Source organism: Sedimentitalea arenosa (assembly GCF_016428585.1).
GTDB lineage: Bacteria > Pseudomonadota > Alphaproteobacteria > Rhodobacterales > Rhodobacteraceae > Sedimentitalea > Sedimentitalea arenosa.
Genome location: NZ_JAELVR010000007.1, coordinates 19,239 through 39,954 on the forward strand (window position 1 = coordinate 19,239; position 20,716 = coordinate 39,954).

The 20,716-nt window shown below is 65.6% G+C and carries 18 protein-coding genes; 15 read left to right on the top strand and 3 right to left on the bottom strand.

Annotated elements, in window-relative coordinates; translation table 11 throughout:
• Nucleotides 1-135: 135 nt before the first annotated feature.
• Entirely contained in the window at nucleotides 136-2,499 is a 2,364-nt protein-coding gene (locus JF290_RS10955; protein WP_199024925.1) for a response regulator, read from the top strand.
• Nucleotides 2,500-2,515: 16 nt separating this feature from the next.
• Here JF290_RS10955 and yaaA read toward each other — a convergent pair whose 3' ends face one another.
• From yaaA to JF290_RS10970, 3 genes are all read right to left on the bottom strand, one after another.
• Nucleotides 2,516-3,286, bottom strand: coding sequence for a peroxide stress protein YaaA (gene yaaA, locus JF290_RS10960; protein WP_199024926.1), 771 nt, complete (start codon nucleotides 3,284-3,286; stop codon nucleotides 2,516-2,518).
• Between the two features lie 34 nt (nucleotides 3,287-3,320).
• On the bottom strand, nucleotides 3,321-5,360 hold the full coding sequence (gene recQ, locus JF290_RS10965; protein ID WP_199024927.1) for a DNA helicase RecQ: 2,040 nt from the start codon (nucleotides 5,358-5,360) through the stop codon (nucleotides 3,321-3,323).
• An 85-nt stretch (nucleotides 5,361-5,445) separates the two neighbouring features.
• Nucleotides 5,446-5,733, bottom strand: coding sequence for a YggT family protein (locus JF290_RS10970; RefSeq protein ID WP_199024928.1), 288 nt, complete (start codon nucleotides 5,731-5,733; stop codon nucleotides 5,446-5,448).
• A 205-nt stretch (nucleotides 5,734-5,938) separates the two neighbouring features.
• On the opposite strand from JF290_RS10970, the gene JF290_RS10975 reads away from it, so the two are divergent.
• The 14 genes from JF290_RS10975 (at nucleotide 5,939) to JF290_RS11040 (ending at nucleotide 20,704) form a co-directional block, all read left to right on the top strand.
• Entirely contained in the window at nucleotides 5,939-7,315 is a 1,377-nt protein-coding gene (locus JF290_RS10975; RefSeq protein ID WP_328701247.1) for an MFS transporter, read from the top strand.
• Entirely contained in the window at nucleotides 7,315-8,184 is an 870-nt protein-coding gene (mepA, locus tag JF290_RS10980) for a penicillin-insensitive murein endopeptidase (RefSeq protein WP_425503958.1), read from the top strand. The genes JF290_RS10975 and mepA overlap by 1 nt, the downstream gene beginning before the upstream one ends.
• Nucleotides 8,157-9,068, top strand: coding sequence for an esterase-like activity of phytase family protein (locus JF290_RS10985; protein WP_199024931.1), 912 nt, complete (start codon nucleotides 8,157-8,159; stop codon nucleotides 9,066-9,068). Before mepA ends, JF290_RS10985 begins: the two co-directional genes overlap by 28 nt.
• 63 nt (nucleotides 9,069-9,131) lie before the next feature.
• Nucleotides 9,132-9,761: a queuosine precursor transporter gene (locus JF290_RS10990; protein ID WP_199024932.1), complete on the top strand. Its 630-nt coding sequence runs from the start codon at nucleotides 9,132-9,134 to the stop codon at nucleotides 9,759-9,761.
• Nucleotides 9,762-10,032: 271 nt separating this feature from the next.
• On the top strand, nucleotides 10,033-10,452 hold the full coding sequence (gene arfB / locus JF290_RS10995) for an alternative ribosome rescue aminoacyl-tRNA hydrolase ArfB (RefSeq protein WP_199024933.1): 420 nt from the start codon (nucleotides 10,033-10,035) through the stop codon (nucleotides 10,450-10,452).
• A gap of 75 nt (nucleotides 10,453-10,527) precedes the next feature.
• The gene (locus tag JF290_RS11000; protein WP_199024934.1) at nucleotides 10,528-11,271 is read left to right on the top strand and encodes an SDR family oxidoreductase; all 744 of its coding nucleotides are present in this window, start codon (nucleotides 10,528-10,530) and stop codon (nucleotides 11,269-11,271) included.
• A gap of 107 nt (nucleotides 11,272-11,378) precedes the next feature.
• Nucleotides 11,379-12,392, top strand: coding sequence for a P1 family peptidase (locus JF290_RS11005; protein WP_199024935.1), 1,014 nt, complete (start codon nucleotides 11,379-11,381; stop codon nucleotides 12,390-12,392).
• Entirely contained in the window at nucleotides 12,389-12,919 is a 531-nt protein-coding gene (gene idi / locus JF290_RS11010; RefSeq protein ID WP_199024936.1) for an isopentenyl-diphosphate Delta-isomerase, read from the top strand. Before JF290_RS11005 ends, idi begins: the two co-directional genes overlap by 4 nt.
• A gap of 25 nt (nucleotides 12,920-12,944) precedes the next feature.
• Nucleotides 12,945-14,207 (top strand): flavin-dependent oxidoreductase, encoded by a 1,263-nt coding sequence (locus JF290_RS11015; RefSeq protein WP_199024937.1) that lies wholly within the window; start codon nucleotides 12,945-12,947, stop codon nucleotides 14,205-14,207.
• A gap of 113 nt (nucleotides 14,208-14,320) precedes the next feature.
• Nucleotides 14,321-15,802 (top strand): ABC transporter substrate-binding protein, encoded by a 1,482-nt coding sequence (locus JF290_RS11020; protein WP_199024938.1) that lies wholly within the window; start codon nucleotides 14,321-14,323, stop codon nucleotides 15,800-15,802.
• Between the two features lie 38 nt (nucleotides 15,803-15,840).
• Nucleotides 15,841-17,268, top strand: a complete 1,428-nt coding sequence (locus JF290_RS11025) for a tannase/feruloyl esterase family alpha/beta hydrolase (protein WP_199024939.1) — start codon at nucleotides 15,841-15,843, stop codon at nucleotides 17,266-17,268.
• A gap of 87 nt (nucleotides 17,269-17,355) precedes the next feature.
• The gene (locus tag JF290_RS11030) at nucleotides 17,356-18,303 is read left to right on the top strand and encodes an ABC transporter permease (protein ID WP_199024940.1); all 948 of its coding nucleotides are present in this window, start codon (nucleotides 17,356-17,358) and stop codon (nucleotides 18,301-18,303) included.
• Entirely contained in the window at nucleotides 18,300-19,115 is an 816-nt protein-coding gene (locus tag JF290_RS11035; protein ID WP_199024941.1) for an ABC transporter permease, read from the top strand. Before JF290_RS11030 ends, JF290_RS11035 begins: the two co-directional genes overlap by 4 nt.
• Nucleotides 19,112-20,704: an ABC transporter ATP-binding protein gene (locus tag JF290_RS11040; protein ID WP_199024942.1), complete on the top strand. Its 1,593-nt coding sequence runs from the start codon at nucleotides 19,112-19,114 to the stop codon at nucleotides 20,702-20,704. Before JF290_RS11035 ends, JF290_RS11040 begins: the two co-directional genes overlap by 4 nt.
• The last annotated feature ends 12 nt before the right edge of the window (nucleotides 20,705-20,716 follow it).

A 20,716-nucleotide genomic window follows, 5' to 3' on the forward strand; every position in this document is an offset into this window, starting at 1 on the left:
GTCTTTGTGGCAGGGTGGCACGGCCCATGCGCGGCTGGCAAGCTGGCAACCGCCTGCCCTTAAGCACTTGTTCACCGAGTTGGCCGATCCTGACCGGCATACCCGCCCCAAGGGCCTGTTGCGGAGCCTGCAAGCATGAGCCTTGCCAACAAACTCGCCGAGGAACGGCGTTCGCGCCTGGCGGCCGAGCGTCTTCTGGAGCTCAAACAGGCCGAGCTGACGGCCGCGAATCGCAAGCTGGGACGCCATGCGCTGGCGTTGACCAAGCAGATCGGCGAAACGCAGGCCGAGGTCGCGACCGTCCGGGACGAAAACGAGAAGGTCAAATCCGACCTGACCGTAGCGCACCAGAAAATCGAGATCGCGGAACGGCGGCTGTGGCATTCGATCCAGACGATTCAGGACGGGTTCGCCTTCTTCGACGGCGACAGCAACCTGATCGGCGCCAACACCGCCTATCTGAACGCCTTTGACGGGCTGGAAGAGGTCGCCCCCGGCGTCAACTACATGCGCATCCTGCAGATCCTCACGGACGAGGGCCTGGTCAATACCGAGAAACTGTCTCCCGATGCGTGGCGCGCCATGATGACGGAACGCTGGCTGCAGCCCAATCCGGAACCCATCGTGATGCGGATGTGGAACAACGTCTATGTCAAGCTGATCGACCAGCGCGGACATGGTGGCGATGTCGTCAGCCTGGCGCTGAACATTACCTCGACGGTCAAGTACGAAGCGCAGCTGAAGAAGGCGCGGCGCAAGGCCGAGGCGGCCAACCGGGCCAAGTCGGCCTTCCTCGCCAACATGAGCCACGAGATCCGCACGCCGATGAACGGGGTCGTCGGCATGGCGGACCTTTTGACCGACACGCCGCTGGACGAGGAACAGCGGCTTTACGTCAACACGATCAAGAGCTCGGGCGAGGCGCTCCTGGTCATCATCAACGACGTGCTGGATTACTCCAAGATCGAGGCCGAGAAGCTGGTCCTGCATCCCGAGCCGTTCGACCTCGAGCGGTGTTTGCACGAGATTGTCATGCTGTTGCAGCCGATCGCGCGCGACAAGGGGCTGCCTCTGCTGATCGATTACGACGTATTCCTGCCGACCCGCTTCATCGGTGACCCCGGCAGGATCCGCCAGGTGATGACGAACCTCGTGGGCAACGCGCTGAAATTCACGCTCGAGGGTCACGTCCTGATCCGCGTGACCGGGGTGCCAGACAAGAACGGCGCGGCGACTGACATCCACGTCTCGATCGAGGATACCGGGATCGGGATCCCCGCCGACAAGGTCGATCACATCTTCGGCGAGTTCAACCAGGTCGAGGACGACCGCAACCGCCAGTTCGAGGGCACCGGGCTTGGGCTGGCGATCAGCAAGCGCCTGATCGAGATGATGGATGGCAGCGTCTGGGTCGAGAGCGAGGAGGGCGCGGGCTCGTGCTTCGGCTTCAAGGTCACGCTCGATCGGGTGGAGGACGACCAGCCTGCGCCGCCACGTCTGCATCCGAAGCTGCGGCAGGTGTTGGTGGTCGACGACCAACCGACCATCCGGGGCGTCCTCGAACGTCAATTGGGACAACTGGGGCTCGAAGTCACGGGAGTCGGTTCAGGAGCCGAGGCACTTGCGGCAATGAGCGACGGAATCGACCTGGTCGTCAGCGATCACAACATGCCCGAGATGGACGGCATGGAGCTGGTCGAGGAACTGCGCGGCGCCGGATGGTCCGACGTGCCGTTTCTGCTCCTGAGCGCGAATGCGAGCTTCGCGCAGAACGATCCGTCCTTCCGCCACGTGCAGGGGTTGTTGCAGAAACCCTTCCCGCGGCAGGACCTGTTCGACCGGTTGACGGAGATGGGCCAGTTGATCGAAGCGCGGGCGCGACCAGTTGCGCCGGACGACCAGAGTGATCCGACCAGCAAACCTGTCGATCCTGCCCCGGCGGATCGCACCGTGCGGCGCCCGGCACGACTCCATCTGGCTTCCAGCCGCGACACGCCCGAGACCGAAGCGCCACAGGAAGAGGCCGCCGTCCCGGAGGCCGCGCCGGCCGCGGCAGAACCGGACGCAGCGTCACCCGGGTTGCGGGTGATGCGGGTGCTGGCCGCCGAGGACAACAAGACCAACCAGCTCGTACTTCGCAAGATGGTGCGCGACCTCAACATAGAGCTTCGCTTCGCCAACAACGGGCTCGAGGCGGTCGACGCCTATTCCGAGTTCGAACCCGACATGATTTTCATGGACATCTCGATGCCGAAGATGGACGGCAAGGAGGCAACGCGCGAGATCCGCAAGCTTGAGGCTGAAACCGGTCGGCACGTGCCCATCGTGGCGTTGACCGCCCACGCCATGGACGGCGACGCCGAGGGCGTCCTCTCGGCGGGGCTCGACCACTACATGACCAAGCCCCTGCGCAAGGCCGCAATCCACGAAAGAGTGGCGATGCACTGTCCAGACGACGCGCAGGATGTGCTGCCCCAGGCCGAGGATGCGGCGGGGTGACTCCCGCCGCGCGGGCCTAGCTGGTGTAGGGACGAACGAAGACCGGGCGGTCGGGCTCCGACATCTCGGGGGTATAGACGTAGCCGCCGCTGTCGAAATCGGTCAACGCGTCAGGGTCCACCAGCCGGTTCTGGACGATGAACCGGGCCATCGCGCCGCGCGCCTTCTTGGCGAAGAAGCTGACGATCTTCGGCGCCCCGCCCTTGTCCTCCATGAAAACGGGCGTGATGACACGCGGCTTCAACGTTTTGAGCGCGACCGCGCCGAAATATTCCTGGCTGGCGCAATTCACCAGGACATCGGTGCCGACCTCGCCGGCTTGCGCGTTCAGCGCCTTCGCGATGTCATCGCGCCAGTACTCGTAGAGAGCCCCACCGCGCCGCGTCTTCAGCTTGCTGCCCATCTCCAGCCGATAGGGCTGGATCGCATCAAGCGGGCGCAGCAGCCCGTAGAGGCCCGAAAGGATGCGCAGATGATCCTGCGCCCAGGCCAGTTCATCTTGATCCAGCGAGGCGGCTTCGAGCCCCTGGTAGGTATCGCCCGCGAAAGCCAGCGCCGCGGGACGCGTGGTTTCAGCATCCGGCGCCTCCGCGAAAGTGCGGAACCGGTCGCGGTTCAGTCGCGCGAGGTCCGGGCTGATATCCATCAGCTTCTGCAGATCGCCCAGCGTCAGGTTGCGCGCCGTGCGCGCAAGGCGGATTGCATCCTCCTGGAACTCCGGCGCGGTCACCGGAATGTCGCGTTCCGCCCAATCCAGCCGCTTGGCCGGAGAAATCACCACGAGCATGGCGCTCCCTTCCCTCGTCAATTCTCGCGTTGATCTAGTCCGCCGCGCGCAGAACGTCCAGAAAGGCCGGTCCGAAACGTTCCGCGCGGCGCTCGCCAAGGACCCTTTCAATGGCCTGCGCATCGCCCGGCTGCAATTGCGCGATCTTGGCGAGCTGCGCCGCAGAGCAGCTGAGCGGCTTGTCGATCCCGGTTTCACCGCGCGCCAGATCCGCCTGAACCGAGAGCAGCCGGTCATAGACAGAGCCCGACGTCCGGCCTGCCAGTTTGCGTCGTGCCGGGTGCACCGCTTCGGTCGCTCCGGTGATGACCTCCAGGAACGTGTCGCCGTAACGGTCGAGTTTCTTGGCGCCGACGCCACCGATCCGCGCCATCTGGTCGAGCGTGGCGGGGCGCGTCTCGGCCATCTCGATCAGCGTCTTGTCGGTGAAGATCACGTAGGCCGGCACCCGCGCCGCCTCGGCCAGTGCGCGGCGCTTGGCCTTGAGGGCGCTGAGCAGCGGCGCGTCCTCATCCGACACCAGAGTCTTTACGGCGGGGGTTCGGGTCGCCTTGCGGATGCTGTCGCGGCGCAGCGCGATCTCGGCCTCGCCGCGCAGGATCGGGCGGGCGGCTTCGGTCATGCGCAGCGCGCCATGACGGTCGGGGTCGGGGCGCACAAGGTCGCGACCCATCATCTGACGGAACACCGCCTGCCATTGTCGCTTGTCGTATTCGGTGCCCACGCCATAAGTCGGCAACTGGTCATGCCCACGGGCGCGGATCTTGTCCGTGTCGGCCCCAAGCAGGATGTCGATCAGGTGGCCCGCGCCGAACCATTCCTCGGTGCGCAAGATGGCCGACAGGGCCTTGCGCACGGCGGTCGTCGCATCAAAAACCTCCGGCGGCGTATCGCAAAGATCGCAATTGCCGCAATCGTCGCTCTCCTCGCCGAAATAGGCCAGCAACGCCTTGCGTCGGCAACCCAGCGCCTCCGCGAGGCCGAGCAGCGCGTTGAGACGGGCATGGTCGGCGGCACGGCGCTCGGGCGGGGCCAGCCCCTCGTCGATCTGGGCGCGCCGCAGCCGGATGTCCTCGGGTCCGAACAGGGTCATGGTTTCCGCGGGCGCGCCATCGCGACCGGCGCGACCGATCTCCTGGTAATAGGCCTCGATGCTCTTGGGCAGGTCCGCATGCGCGACCCAGCGCACGTCCGGCTTGTCGATGCCCATGCCGAAGGCGATGGTCGCGACCACGATCAGCCCGTCCTCCCGGCTGAAACGGGTTTCGACGATGCGGCGGTCCTCGGCCTCCATCCCGCCGTGATAGTGGCAGGCGCTGTGGCCATCCTCGGTCAACGCGCGGGCCAGGGTTTCGGTCTTGGCGCGGGTGCCGCAATAAACGATTCCCGACTGGCCTCGGCGGGCCGCCGCAAAGTCGAGGATCTGACGGCGCGGGCTGTCCTTGGCGGCAAAGGCGAGGTGGATGTTCGGCCGGTCAAAGCCGTGCAGGAAGCTGCGCGGCGCAGCCCCGTCAAACAGCTTGGTGACGATTTCCTCGCGCGTTTCCAGATCGGCCGTCGCGGTGAAGGCGGCGAGTGGCACGCCGAGTGCCTGGCGCAGGGCTCCGATCCGCAGGTAATCCGGGCGGAAATCATGGCCCCACTGGCTGACGCAATGCGCTTCGTCCACCGCGATCAGGCTGACGCCGACACGGCGCAACATGCCGGTCGCCGACCCCGAAGCCAGTCGTTCCGGCGCCATGTAGAGCAGCTTCAGATCTCCCCGCTCGAGCGCCTCCCAGACCGCATCGGTCTCCTCCGGCGTGTTCCCGGACGTAAGCGCCCCGGCACTGACCCCGGCCTCCTGCAGCGCGCGCACCTGGTCGCGCATCAGCGCGATCAGCGGCGAGATCACCACCGTCACGCCCTCGCGCATCAGCGCCGGAAGCTGGAAACACAGCGATTTTCCACCGCCCGTGGGCATGATGGCCAGAACGTTTTCGCCCGCGGTGACAGCCTCGACGATCTCGGCCTGGCCCGGACGGAAGGCATCGAAACCGAAAACGTCGCGCAACAGCGGGGCTGCGTCCAGCATGCCTGTGGCCTCTTGTGATCGATGTGACTGCTCTTGGTTCACAGTCTCACACCCGGACTCGGCGGGCAAGCCCGTGGCGGGCGCGTCAGTAGAAGGCCGCGGCGTTGTTCACGAGGATGATGCGCAGCGCGAATACGCCCAACAGTACCACCAGGGGCGCAAGGTCGAGGCCCTGCATCGGCGGCAGGATCCGGCGCACGGGCCCGTAGAGCGGCTCGAGCAGGCGTTGCAACGTGTTCCAGACCTGCGCCACGAAGGGTTGATGCAGGTTGAGGACCTGAAAACTGATGAGCCAGCTCATGATCACGTGGGCGATGATGAAGAACCACACCACGTCCAGGATCAGCATCAGGATTTGAAACAGCGACTGCATGGCGGCTCCTTACCGTTGGTGCAGTTCACCTAGTCGCAGAGCGCGCGAAGGGCAAGGTGCGACGCTTGACTGGGATGCACGAACGCGCGCGAGACGGGTTTTCCAAACCTGCAAGTGCGTCCCTGACACGCTGTCCGCGAAACTCCGGAATACCGGACTTGATCGCTGCCATGATCCCCTGTCTTATCCCCGCAATCATAGGGGCCTGAGCAGCATGGCGGAAATTTCGGTGCGCAAGCGCATTTGGGGCTGGTACTTCTTCGACTGGGCCAGCCAGCCCTATCACACCCTGCTGGTCACCTTCATCTTCGGGCCGTATTTCGCCGGTGTCGCTGCCGAATATTTCGTCGCGCAGGGCTTTTCCGAGATCGCTGCTGACGCCAAGGCACAGAGCACCTGGGCGCTTTGCCTGACGATCACAGGTCTGATCATCGGGTTGGGCGCACCGCTGATGGGGGCGTTGGCCGACAGTTCCGGCAGGCGCGTGCCCTGGGTCTTCGGTTTTTCCTGCATGTATGTGCTCGGCGCGGGCGCGCTGTGGTTCACGATGCCGGACGGGTCCAACATGTGGCCGATGCTGATCGCGTTCGGCTTTGGCTTCGTGGGCGCGGAATACGCGTTGATCTTCACCAATTCGCAACTGCCGAGCCTTGGCACCGACGAGGAGATCGGCAGCATCTCGGGCTCGGGATTCGCCTTTGGTTATGCCGGCGGCTTCGTCGCCCTGGCGATCCTTCTGCTGTTCTTCGCCGAGCAGGGCAACGGCAAGACACTGATCGGCCTCGACCCGGCCTTTGGGCTGGACGCCAGCCAGAAGGAGGGCACGCGCGCGGTCGGGCCGTTCACGGCGCTTTGGTTCGCAATCTTCATGGTGCCTTATTTCCTCTGGGTACACGACGATCCGCCCACCGGGCAGCGGGCCAGTTTCGGAACTGCTTTGGGAATGCTCAAGGCATTGGTCGCAAGCCTCTGGAAGCGCCTGAGCCTTTCGGCGTATCTCGGATCCTCGATGTTCTATCGCGACGCGCTGAACGGGCTTTATGGCTTTGGCGGAGTCTATGCGACGCTGGTCCTGAACTGGGAGATCACCCAGATCGGGATATTCGGCATCATGGCGCTGATCTCGTCGGTCATCTTCAGTTGGCTCGGCGGTCGGGTGGACCGGCGCATCGGACCGAAACCGGTGATCGTCGGGGCGATCTGGATCCTGATGGCGGTCTGTATCGTGATCGTCGCGATGTCCCGCACGCAGTTCTTCGGATTTCCCTTGGCACCCGGATCGTCCCTGCCGGACGCGGTCTTCTTCGGATGTGGTGTACTCATCGGCGGCATGGGCGGCGTGGTGCAATCCGCCAGCCGCAGCCTGATGGTACGCCACTCCGATCCGACCTCGCCGACCGAGTATTTCGGCCTCTATGGCCTGTCGGGCCGCGCCACCGCCTTCATTGCCCCGTCACTGATCGGAATGGTGACGGCGGCCACCGGCAGCGCCCGGCTGGGGATATCCCCGGTGATCGGGCTTTTCGCGCTGGGGTTGGTTCTGCTAGTCTGGGTCAAACCGGAAGGAGATCAGCCGAAATGATGCTTACCCGACTGTTCACATTGCTCGTTGCCGCCGCCCTGGCGCTGCCCGTTTCGGCCGCTCCCCTTGCCAAGGAGCAATTCGGTGCGAAGGCCACCGGCTCCCGCCAGGCGCCCGAGCCTTTCGGAAGCTATTCCAAGGGCTGCGTCGCGGGGGCGGTGCAACTGCCGGAAACCGGGCCGACCTGGCAGGCCATGCGCCTGTCGCGCAACCGCAACTGGGGGCATCCGGAAACGATCGACTTCATCCAGGACCTCAGCCGCGAAGCCGCGCGCCAGCCCGGCTGGAACGGGCTGTACATCGGTGACATCAGCCAGCCCCGTGGCGGGCCGATGCTGTCGGGCCACCGCAGCCACCAGATCGGGTTGGACGTGGATATCTGGATGTTGCCCACGTCGCGGCTGAACCTGTCCCGACAGCAACGCGAAAGCATTTCATCGGTGTCGCTGCGCCGGGCTGGCGGCGCGTATGTCAACAACAGCTGGAGCCGTGCGCATCACGAAATCATCAAGGCCGCCGCCAAGGATCGCCGCGTCGCCCGCATCTTCGTCTTTCCTGGCGCCAAGGTGCAGATGTGCAACGACGAGCGCGGCAATCGGCGCTACCTGCGCAAGATCCGCCCGTGGTACGGGCATCACTATCACTTCCACGTCCGCCTTTCCTGCCCCCGCGGGATGCGAGGCTGCGTCGATCAGGACCCGCCGCCGCGCGGCGACGGCTGTGCCGAGGCCGAGCAGTGGGTGCGCAACATTCTGAACCCGCCGCCGCCGAAAAAGGCCGATCCCAACGCTCCCAAGCCCCAACCACGGCGCGAGTACGTGCTGGCCGATCTGCCCGGACAATGCGCCTCGGTCCTGCGCTCCAACTGATTCTCACTCTTGGGTTCGCTCCCCTGACAGCGCTCGCGGATGACGCGGGCGCTGTTCTGGTCGGGGTGTTCGAGTGGGAGGCTCCGCAGGGCTGGTTCGGCGGCCTGTCCGGTCTGGAACTCTCCGAGGACGGCACGGCGCTGACCGCGATCACGGATCGCGGGCGTATCCTTTTCGCGCGCATCAGCCGCGACGAGGAACGCATCTCGGGCGTCGAGATCCTGCGCTCAAATCACCTGCGCCTGCAAAACGGTCGCTCCCTGATCGGTTTGACCGCGGATTCCGAGGGGTTGGCCATCGCGCCCGACGGCACGATCTTCGTGTCATTCGAGCATGTACACCGGGTCGCGCGCTATCCCGAAGCCACGGCCACGGCCGAGGGTCTGCCCCGCCCGCCCGCGCTACGTGCCCTGCGCGGCAATGCCGGGCTCGAGGCGCTGGCGATGGATGCGATGGGGCGGCTCTACACCCTGCCGGAAAAGGCCTTTGACGATCAGGGCCGAATCCCGGTCTACCGTTGGGACGGTGCGGCGTGGAGCATGCCTTTCGCTCTGCCTGGCATGGGCGGTTTCCTGCCGGTCGGAGCCGATTTCGGCCCGGACGGACGGCTCTACCTGCTCGAACGCGATTTCAACCTGTTTGGTTTCCGGAGCCGGGTGCGGAGCTGGCAGATCATCGAAGACGGCGCGGGGGACGAAAAGCTGCATCTCGAAACCGAACGGCGCACCCACGACAACCTCGAAGGCATTTCGGTCTGGCGCGACGCAATCGGGCGCATCCGGCTGACCATGGTGTCGGATGACAATTTCATGGTCTTCCAGCGCAGCGAACTGGTCGAATATGCGCTGCCGGAAAGGCTTGCGCAGTCCCGTGCAAGCCGATAGGTGCACGCTGCCTCCCGAAACGGGGGTCAAGTCGCCGCACCCTTGCAAAAAACGAGCACCCCGATGAACCGCGCACACCTCCCCGGAATACTCGCCATGGCCGCGATCGTCGTGGCCTCCAACATCCTGGTCCAGTTCCTGTTCGGCCAATGGCTGACCTGGGGCGCGTTCACCTATCCACTGGCCTTCCTCGTCACCGACCTGATGAACCGAATCTACGGCGCAGGACCCGCGCGTAAGGTGGTCTTCGCGGGGTTCCTCGTCGGCGTCGCCTGTTCGCTTATCGGCACCCAGATCATCGGCGAATTCGGCCCGCTCGTCACCCTGCGCATCGCGCTTGCCTCGGGGATCGCGTTCCTGACGGCGCAGCTGCTGGATGTCGCCATCTTTTCCTCTCTGCGCCGGGCGTCGTGGTGGAAGGCGCCGCTGGCCTCGACCCTGATCGGGTCTTCGGTCGACACGGTTCTGTTCTTTTCCATCGCCTTCGCGGCCGGGCTCAGCTGGATCGAACCCGGCAACGATGTCGGCTGGGCGAACGAGGCGCTGCCGCTTTTGGGCATGGGGCCGGTGGTGCCGCTCTGGGCGTCGCTGGCGCTGGCCGATTGGAGCGTCAAACTGGGGCTGGCCCTGATCGCCTTGGTCCCGTTCCGCCTCATCATCGGGCGCTTCGGTCCGGACCCGGCGCTACGGTGACGATTTCGCTTGGTGAAATCCGCAAGCCGTGGCACGCTTTCGTTTAACGTCAACAACGGAAAAGGAGGTGATCCAGTGTCAAGAAAGGTATTGGAGCGAGGTGTCGGAACAACTCGGGAGGACCTCCGCTAGGGCAATCCTTGGCGGGCGCTTGGCCCGAGACGATCTGGCAAAGGTCTGACCGACCCTGCCTCCGAATGACTTTCGAAAGGGCCGTCCGGGCAATCGGGCGGCCCTTTTTGTCATCACCGCAACGGTGTAGAAGGCCGCCATGTTGCACATCACTGATGATATCGCCCTTCAGGACTGGGAATTGACGGAAAGCTTCGTGCGCGCCTCGGGCCCCGGCGGGCAGAACGTGAACAAGGTCGCAACCGCCGTCGAGCTGCGCTTCGAGGCGGCGCGGTCCCCGTCGCTGCCGGCGCCTGTCAAGACGCGCTTGAAACGGCTGGCCGGGCGGCGTTGGACCAAGGATGGCGCGGTGGTCCTGCAGTGCGACGAGACCCGCAGCCAGTCCCGCAATCGCGAGATCGCCCGCGACCGGCTCGCGGAGCTGGTTCGCCGCGCGTTGGTCGCGCCCAAGCGGCGCATCGCCACCAAGCCGACAAGGGGGTCTGTGCGGCGGCGTCTGCAAGCCAAGAAACAGCGGGGCGAGATCAAGAACCTGCGGGGCCCGGTCTCGGACGACTGAACCACTCTCTTGCATTGTGATCGCCGCCGGCCTGCTGCTAACCTGCAAAGAAACGGCGTGTCGAGGAGGAACAGGATGCGACTGAAGGGCAAGACGGCCATCGTGACGGGTGGTGCATCGGGGTTCGGTGCGGGAATCGTGCGCAAATTCGTCTTCGAGGGCGCGCGCGTGATGATCGCCGACATCAACGGCGAGGCGGCCGAACGCATGGCTGCTGACACCGACAACACGCTGGCCCAGGCCGTCGACGTTGGGGACGGGGCATCTGTGCAGGCCATGGCCGAGGCCGCGCTGGCCGCCTTCGGGCGTCTCGACATTCTCGTGAACAATGCCGGCGTCACCCACCTGCCGACCCCGATGGAAGATGTCAGCGAAGAGGATTTCGACCGCGTTGTGCGCGTCAACATGAAGTCGGTCTACCTGACGGCCCGCGCACTGGTTCCGCATATGAAGCAGCAGGGCGCCGGTGCGATCCTCAACATCGCCTCGACAGCCGGGGTTTCGCCGCGGCCCAAGCTCAACTGGTACAATGCCTCCAAAGGCTGGATGATCACCGCGACCAGGACGATGGCGGTGGAACTCGCCCCGGACGGCGTCCGCGTCAACGCGCTCAACCCGGTGGCGGGCGAAACCCCGCTGCTCAAGTCCTTCATGGGCGAGGATACGCCCGAGATGCGGGCGAAGTTCCTCGCCACGATCCCGCTTGGCCGGTTCTCCCAGCCCGAGGACCTCGGCAACGCGGCCTGTTTTCTCTGCTCCGACGAGGCCAGCATGATCACCGGCGTCGCGATGGAGGTCGATGGCGGGCGTTGCATCTGAGTGTTTCCGTTGCGTCTTTTTCACAGCATACACCCGCTTTGCGCCCGAACCGGACGCAAGACCAAAGAGCTGCGCGCACACCGCGACCGATCTGACAGGACCCGCGCATGATCCCTGGCCCCCGCAACCTGATCACCGACGTGCCCGGCCTGATGGTCGGCAATGCGCAGGACGCAGCTCTCAAGTCCGGTGCGACCGTGCTGACGGCGGATGCGCCCTTCACCGCATCGGTCGCCGTGATGGGCGGCGCACCCGGCACGCGTGAGACCGACTTGCTGGCGCCGGACAAATCGGTCACCCGCGTCGATGCTCTGGTGCTGTCGGGCGGCTCGGCCTTCGGGCTGGATGCCGCTTCGGGCGTCATGGATGGTCTGCGCGCGGCGGGACGCGGCTTTCGCATTGCCGATGCGATCATCCCGATCGTTCCGGCGGCGATCATTTTCGACCTGCTGAACGGTGGCGACAAGTCATGGCGGGACAACCCCTATCGCCATCTCGGCCGCGCCGCGTTCGATGCCGCCGCGCCCGAGTTCGACCTCGGCACCGCCGGTGCCGGCACCGGCGCGCTGAGCGCGATGCTGAAGGGTGGGCTGGGCTCGGCCTCCCTCGTTCTCGACGACGGAACCACCGTCGGCGCCCTGGTCGCCGCCAATCCGATGGGCAGCGTGACCACCCCCGGCGAGCAGCATTTCTGGGCCGCTCCCTTCGAGATCGACGCGGAATTCGGCGGGCTTGGCCCCGACCCTGCTGCCGGGCTCGGCCGGACGCTCGACAGTCGAAAGATGCAGGCGATGCGCGCCCGCGCGCAGGAGCGCGCCAACACAACCATCGCCATCGTGGCGACCGATGCGGCGCTCGACAAGGCACAGTGCCAACGCGTCGCCACCGCAGCCCATGACGGCATCGGCCGCGCCATCGTTCCGGCCCACGCGCCAGGCGACGGCGATCTGGTTTTCGCGCTTTCCACCGCTGAGCGCGCGATGCAGGCGCCCGAACGGGATCTCGCCCTCATCGGCCATGCCGCGTCGCTCTGCCTGTCGCGGGCCATCGCCCGAGCGATCCACTTGGCCCGTCCCGCCCCCGGCGATTTGTTGCCCTGTTGGTCGGATGCAACACCATGAGCAGCGAAATCCCGGCCTGGGTCGACGAAGAACTGAAGCCGGTCGACAAGATCGAAGTGCACCGCGCAGGCCTGCGACACAAGGCGGTGTCGGTCTTCGTGATCCGCGACAGGTCGATCCTGCTGCAGCGCAGGGCGTTGGGAAAATACCATACGCCCGGCCTCTGGGCGAACACCTGTTGCACCCATCCGGACTGGGGCGAAAGCGCGCTCGACTGCGCACAGCGCCGCCTGTCGGAAGAACTGGGCATCACCGGATTGCAGCCAGAGCACCGCGAGGTCTTGGAATACCGCGCGGACGTCGGCGGTGGCATGATCGAGCACGAGGTCGTCGATGTCTTTATCGCCGAAGCGCCGCCTGACTTGCCGATATCGCCGAACCCGGACGAAGTGATGGACACGCGGTGGGCGGACCTTGCCACGCTCGCAGAGGATGTGGCCCGTCAGCCGGAGGCCTACACCCCATGGCTGCGGATCTATCTGCGCGACCATTCCGCGGCGATCTTCGGCCCGGAATGGACGACATGACCTTGGCCAAAGGAGAGCGGAGAGGATGACGGTTCTGATCGCCGGCGGTGGCATCGCAGGACTGACGCTGGGCCTGACCCTGCACCAGTTAGGGGTGCCATTTCGCATCTTCGAGACCACGCGCAAGATCAGGCCCCTGGGTGTCGGGATCAACCTGCAGCCCAACGCAGTGCGCGAGCTGCTCGATCTGGGGCTCGGAACCGAGCTCGACCGGATCGGCGTGCGCACACGGCAGATCGGGTTTTACAGCAAGCACGGGCTGCTGATCTGGGAAGAGCCGCGCGGCACATGGGCAGGCTATGCCTGGCCGCAATACTCGGTGCATCGCGGCCATCTTCAGGTTCTGCTGCACCAGACCCTCATCGCCCGCGCCGGACCAAACTGCGTGGTCACAGGCACCCGCGCCACCGGCTTTCGGACCGGCCCGGATCAGGCCACCCTGCTGCTGGACAACGGAGAGACCATCGCGGGCGACCTCGTGATCGGCGCCGACGGCATCCATTCGGCCCTGCGCGCGCAGATGTATCCGCAGGAAGGCGCGCCGATCTGGAACGGGCGCGTTCTGTGGCGAGCGACGACAGAGGCCGAGGCATTCCTGGGCGGCGGCGCGATGGTGATGATCGGCCATGACGACCTGCGCATCGTCGCCTACCCGATTTCGGATCCCGACCCCGAGACAGGCTGCACGACGATCAACTGGATCGCCGAAAAACGCTTTGATCCCGAGATCGGATGGCGCCGCGAGGATTGGAACCGAGCCGCCGACATCCGCGATTTCCTACCCGATTTCGCCGACTGGCGGTTTGACTGGATCGACGTGCCCGCCCTGGTCCGCAGCGCGGCCGAGGTGTTCGAATACCCGATGGTCGACCGCGACCCCCTGCCCGCTTGGACGGAAGGGCGCGTGTCCCTTATGGGCGATGCGGCGCATCCGACCTATCCGGTCGGCTCCAACGGGGCGAGCCAGGCGATCATCGACGCACGCATGATCGGCGCGGCGCTGCTGACGCATGGCCGGACACACGCCGCGCTGGCCGCCTACGAGGACGCCGTACGCCCGGTGACGACGGCGGTCGGGCTGGCCAATCGCGGCAGCGGACCGGACGCGATCCTGCAACGCGTCGAGGATCTCTGCGGCGGCCGGTTCGAGCAGATCGACGACGTGATCCCGCGCGCCGAACTGGCCGCCCATGCCGAACGTTACAAGTCCCTGGCCGGGTTCTCGATCGAAACGCTGAATGCAAAACCGCCGATCATCCCGCCCGCCGCTCGGACCTCCGACACCTAGCGGCGCACACAAGGAGGCGGCAGAATATCCTTGTGTCGCCGCCCGTCTCGGCCAAGACTGCCTTCCGGATATCTCGGTTCGCCGACACGAACACGACCCACAGGGAGAAGACAATGATCCGCACGTCGAAACTGGCCTTCGCCAGCGCAATCGCCGTCGCTGCCGGTCTCGGCAGCGCTCAGGCCCAGGGCGACATCACGGTCGCGATGCAGCTTGAACCGCCGCATCTGGACCCGACCAGCGCCGCCGCGGGGGCGATCGACTCGGTGGTCTATGCCAACATCTTCGAGGGGCTCACGCGCTTCATGGGCGACGGGTCCATCGTGCCGGGTTTGGCGGAAAGCTGGGAAATTTCCGATGACGGGCTGGTCTATACGTTCAAGCTGCAGGAAGGCGTGACCTTTCACGACGGCACCACAATGGATGCCGAGGACGTCAAATTCAGCCTAGACCGCGCCCGTGCCGAGGACAGCGTGAACGCGCAAAAGGCGCTTTTCGAGGGGATCAGTGACGTGTCCGTGGTCGATCCCCTGACCGTCAAGGTGACGCTGGCCGAGCCCAACGGCCTGTTCCTGTTCAACATGGCCTGGGGCGACGCAGTGATCGTCGCGCCAGAGAGCATCGAGGACATCAAGACCAACCCGGTCGGTACCGGCGCGTTCAAGTTCGTGAACTGGGTGCAGGGCGACCGGATCGATATCGAGAAGAATCCCGAGTACTGGGGCACGCCGGCAAGGCTCGACAAGGCGACCTTCAAGTTCATCTCGGACCCGACCGCCGCCTTCGCGGCCGTGATGGCCGAAGATGTGGACGTGTTCACCGGCTTCCCCGCCCCCGAAAACCTGCCCCAATTCGAGGCCGACCCACGCTTTCAAGTGCTGGTCGGTTCCACCGAGGGCGAAACCATCCTGTCGACCAACAACAAGCAGCCGCCCTTCGACAACATCAAGGTGCGCGAGGCGCTGGCACATGCCATCGACCGGCAGGCGATCATAGACGGTGCGATGTTCGGCTATGGCACGCCCATCGGCACCCATTTCGCGCCGCACCATCCGGCCTATGTCGACCTGACCGGGCAATCCGCCCATGACCCGGACAAGGCCCGCGCGCTGCTCGCCGAGGCCGGTTTCCCCGACGGATTCGAGACCACGCTGCACCTGCCGCCGCCCTCCTATGCACGCCGGGGCGGGGAGATCATCGCCGCACAACTGGCCGAAGTCGGCATCACCGCCGAGATCACCAACGTGGAATGGGCGCAGTGGCTGGAAACCGTGTTCAAGGGCAAGAATTTCGGCCTGACAATCGTCAGCCACACGGAACCGATGGATATCGGCATCTACGCGCGGCCCGACTACTATTTCCAATATGACAACCCCGCGTTTCAGGAGCTGATGGCGACGCTCAACAGCACCACCGATCCGGAGCAGCGCACCAAGCTGCTGCAACAGGCCCAGACGATCATCGCCGATGACTACGTCAACGGGTACCTGTTCCAACTGGCGGCCTTGTCGGTCGCCAAGGCCGGGGTGCAGGGGTTGTGGGCGAACGCGCCGACGCAGGCCACCGATCTGACCGCAGTCAGCTGGGCGGAATGACCAACGAAGGCCGTGATCTTCCCGAAAGGAGACATCTTATGAGAACCCTTTTTCTGGCCGCCGGTGTTGTGATCCTTGCGGGCTCTGCCCAGGCGCGCGACGCGGCGGAATGCGAGGCGATTCACAACACGGCGCTCTCGGGCGGTTTCGTCAGCTCGGCCCGCGTGGTCGAGGCCAGCGACACCCTGCCGGCCTATTGCGAAATTCGCGCCACCGCGCTGCCGGCCATCTCGATCGAGGTGCGCCTGCCGATGGAGAACTGGAACGGCAAATACTACCAGGCGGGCTGCGGCGGTTTCTGCGGCATTCTGGGTCGGGCCGATGCGGCCGCGGGCTGGGTCAACGCGATGAAACCCGGACTGATGCGCGGCTATGCCACCGCAACATCGGACAGCGGCCATCACGCCCTGTCCGTGGTCGACGCGGGCTGGGCCGATTCCAACCCGCACGCGGAACGCGACTGGGGCTGGCGGTCGATCGGCGAGACGCACCGTGTCGCACAGGTCATGATCGAACGGTTCTATGGCGGCGGCTCCGAACAGGCGATCTTCCAGGGCTGCTCGACCGGCGGGCGCATGGCGCATGTGGCCGCCCTGCGCTATCCCGAGATGTTCGACGGCATCATCTCGGGCGCTCCGGCGATGGATTACCCGGGCCTTGTCGCAACCAAGGCGAGCTGGATGATGCAGGCGAATACCGCGCCGGATGGCAGTCAGATCCTGAAGCCCGGCAAGGAGAAACTGATCGGCGACAGCGTGATGGCGGCCTGCGACGGGCTGGACGGGGCAGAGGACGGGCTGATCTCGGACCCCCGCGCCTGTCCGGTCGACCTGGCGGCGCTGCAATGTCAGGCCGGCCAAAGCCCGGACAGCTGCCTGACGCCGGACGAACTGGGCGTTCTTGCAAAGTGGCGGCAGGGCCCGGTCAACAAGGCGGGTGAGCAGCTCTATCCCGGTGGCATTCCCGCCGGCTCCGAGCCCTTCTGGTGGCTGTGGCTGACCGGCGACGGAAAAGGCGGCGGCCGGCTGGTCAACGCCTTTACCACCGGTTTCGGCGCCTACATGGCCTTTCCAGAAGACCCCGGTGCGTCCTGGTCCCCCACGGATTTCGACTTCGAGACCGACCCCGCGCGCATGGGGCAGGCCGCCGCCATGTACAACGGCGATGATCCGGACATTTCGGCCTTCCGCGAGGCGGGCGGCAAGATGATCGTCTGGCACGGCTGGGCGGATGCCATCGTCACCCCATTCAAGACAGTGGAGTGGTATGAAAAGGCCGCCGAAGTCGCCGGGGGAGAGGACACGCTGAAAGAAAACGTTGCCCTGTTCATGGTGCCGGGGCTCGACCATTGCGGTATCCTTCCCGGACCCGGCGGCATATCGCAGGCGAGCCTGGACCCGATGACGCCGCTCGAAGCATGGTTGAACGAGGGCGTGCGACCCGAAAGCATCCGCGCCGCGGAATGACGGAACCTCCGGGCGCGCAAATGACGTGCGCCCGGAAACCGCTTTGCGCGCTGGACCGCACCGGTCCCCGCGCCTAACCTGCCGGCAATGCTGCGCTATACGCTCAAACGCCTCCTGTCGCTGTTCCTCAGCCTCGCCGTGGCGTCGCTGGTGATCTTCTTCGTGATCGAGGTGGCACCGGGCGACCCCGCGAGCTTCATGTTGGGCATCAACGCGCAGCCCGACACGGTCGCTGCCCTGCGCGCCGAACTGGGTCTGGATGTGCCCAAGTGGCAGCGGTACCTCGACTGGGTCGGCGGTATGCTCGCCGGGGATTTCGGCACCTCCTATACCTATCGCACACCGGTGGCCGACATGATCGGCGAGCGGCTCTGGGTGTCGCTGCCGCTGGCGCTCTATGCGCTGACACTGTCGACGCTGATCGCCTTTCCCGCCGGAATCTATGCCGCGTCGCGCCGCGGCAAGCCGGGGGACATCGCGGTGATGGGCGCGACACAGCTTGGGGTCGCCATTCCGAATTTCTGGTTCGCGATGATGCTGGTGCTGGTCTTCGCCATCAACCTGCACTGGTTCAGCGCCGGTGGCTTCGCAGGTTGGGACGCCGGGCTTTGGGCGGGAATGCGCTCGCTGACCCTGCCCGCGATCTCGCTGGCCTTGCCGCAAGCGGCGATCCTGGCGCGGGTCATGCGCTCCTCCCTGCTGGATATCCTCGGCGAAGATTTCATGCGCACCGCCCGCGCCAAGGGGCTGAGCCGCCGGCAGGCCCTGTGGCGGCACGGGGTGCGCAACGCGCTGATCCCGGTGCTGACGATCATCGGATTGCAGTTCTCGTTCCTGCTCGCCGGCTCGATCATCATCGAGCAGGTGTTCTACCTGCCCGGTCTCGGACGGCTGGTGTTCCAATCGATCAGTTCGCGCGACCTGATCGTGGTCGAAAGCGTGGTCATGCTGCTGGTGTTCTCTGTCATCACCGTGAATTTCATCGTCGATCTGGCCTATGCGCTGGTCGATCCGCGACTGAGGTCGCGGACATGAACCGCAACCTGCTCCTCGGCGGATTGCTCTCTTCGCTCTTCGTACTGGCGGCGTTGCTGTCCTTCGTCTGGACACCGTTCGACCACGCCGCGATGGACATCCCGGCCAAGCTGAAGCCTCCGCAGGCGCCGCACTGGTTCGGAACAGACCATTTCGGACGCGACATGTTCAGCATGATCATGGTCGGGGCGCGCACCTCGCTCGCCGTGGCCTTCATCGCGGTCGGGATCGGCATGGCAATCGGTGTACCGTTGGGCCTGACCGCGGCGGCGCGCAAGGGCAGTTGGCTCGACGAGGTAATCATGCGCGCCAACGACCTGGTCTTCGCCTTTCCCTCGCTGGTGATCGCGATCCTGATCACCGCCGTGTTCGGGGCCGGTGCGATCAACGCGATCATCGCCATCGGCATCTTCAACATCCCGGTCTTCGCCCGCATAACCCGCAGCGCCGCCCTGTCGCTGTGGGAGCGCGATTTCATCCTCGCGGCTCGTGTTGCGGGCAAGTCCAGCACGCGGATATCGCTGGAACATATCCTGCCCAACGTGACGAACCTGCTGATCGTGCAGGGGACCATCCAGTTCAGCCTCGGTATCCTGGCCGAAGCGGGGCTGTCCTATGTCGGACTCGGCGCGCAGCCTCCGACGCCCAGCTGGGGGCGGATGCTCGCCGATGCGCAGACCATGGTCAGTTTCGCGCCGCATCTGGCCCTGATCCCTGGTCTGGCGATCATCCTGACGGTGCTGGGGCTGAACCTCATGGGGGACGGGCTGCGCGACCATCTCGACCCGCGGCTCAGGGTGTCACGCACATGAGCCTGTTGAGCATCCGCAACCTGTCGCTGTCGATCCGCAACATGGCGATCCTGCGGGACGTATCACTGGATGTCGACCCGGGCGAGATCGTCGCCGTGACCGGCGAAAGCGGCTCGGGAAAGTCGATGACGGCGCTGGCGGTCATGCAACTGCTGCCCGAGGGCGCCACGGCGCGAGGCGAAGTGTGGCTGGACGGCACCGACATGCTGGCCACGCCAGAACCCGCGCTCTGCGCGATCCGGGGCGCGACGGTCGGAATGGTGTTTCAGGAGCCGATGACGGCGCTGAATCCGGTGCGCACGATTGGTGACCAGGTGGCCGAGACAATCCTTGTGCATGGCGCGATGTCGCCTGCGAAGGCCCGCGAACGCGCCCGCGAGGTGCTGGACCGCGTCGGCCTCCCGGCCGAGCGCTTCCCGCTGAGCCGCTATCCGCACGAACTGTCGGGCGGGCAGCGCCAGCGCGTCGTGATCGCCATGGCCATCGCGCTGCGCCCGAAACTGTTGATCGCGGACGAACCGACGACGGCGCTCGACGTGACGACGCAGGCGCAGATCCTCGACCTGCTCAAGCGCCTGGTGCGCGAGGACGGCATGGGCCTGCTGATGATCACCCATGACCTCGCCGTGGTGGCCGGCATGGCCGACCGGATCGTGGTCATGCGCAAGGGCGAGGTGGTGGAACAGGGAGAAACCGCTGCTCTGCTGTCCGGCATGACGCATCCCTACACCCGGATGCTGTTTGACGCCTCAGGCCACGTGGTCGACCTGCCCGCGCCGCCCTCGCCAACGCCGCTGTTGCAGGTACAGGGGGTGACCCGTGCCTATCGTCTGCCCCGCACGCGGCCCTTCGCCCCGCCCGGGTCATTCACTGCGGTGGATGATGTGAGCTTTGAACTGAACCGGGGCGAACGGCTGGGGCTGGTCGGCGAGAGCGGATGCGGCAAGTCGACCCTCACCCGCGCGATCCTGGGTCTCGAACCGGTGCAGCGAGGTCAGATCCTGCTGGACGGCGCGCCGGTCTTCGCCGGGCATCGCCCCGACCTCGCCGTGCGGCGCAAGATGCAGGTGGTGTTTCAGGACCCGTTCGGCTCGTTCAACCCGCGTCACCGGGTCGACCGGCTCATCACCGAACCGTTCCACCTGCTGAGCACGCCCCCGACCGGCACGGCCCGCGACGAGGCGATCGCCGAAGCTCTGACCGCGGTCGGACTGCAGCCCGAGGACCGCGGCAAGTACATCCACGAGTTTTCGGGGGGGCAACGCCAGCGCATCGCCATCGCCCGCGCCCTGATCATCCGTCCCGAGCTGATCCTGTTCGACGAGGCAGTGAGCGCGCTCGACGTGTCGGTGCGGGCCCAGATCCTCGACCTCCTGGCACGGCTCTGTGCCGAATACGACCTGACCTATCTCTTCATCAGCCACGATCTGAGCGTGGTGCGCAGCGTGACGGACCGTGTTCTTGTGATGCAGGCGGGCCGGATCGTCGAACAGGGCGCGACCGAAGCCGTTTTCAGCGATCCGCAACATCCCTATACCCGTGCCCTGATCGCGGCGGCACCGGTTCTTCCCGCACGGGGCGCGGCGTGATGTGCCGTCCCG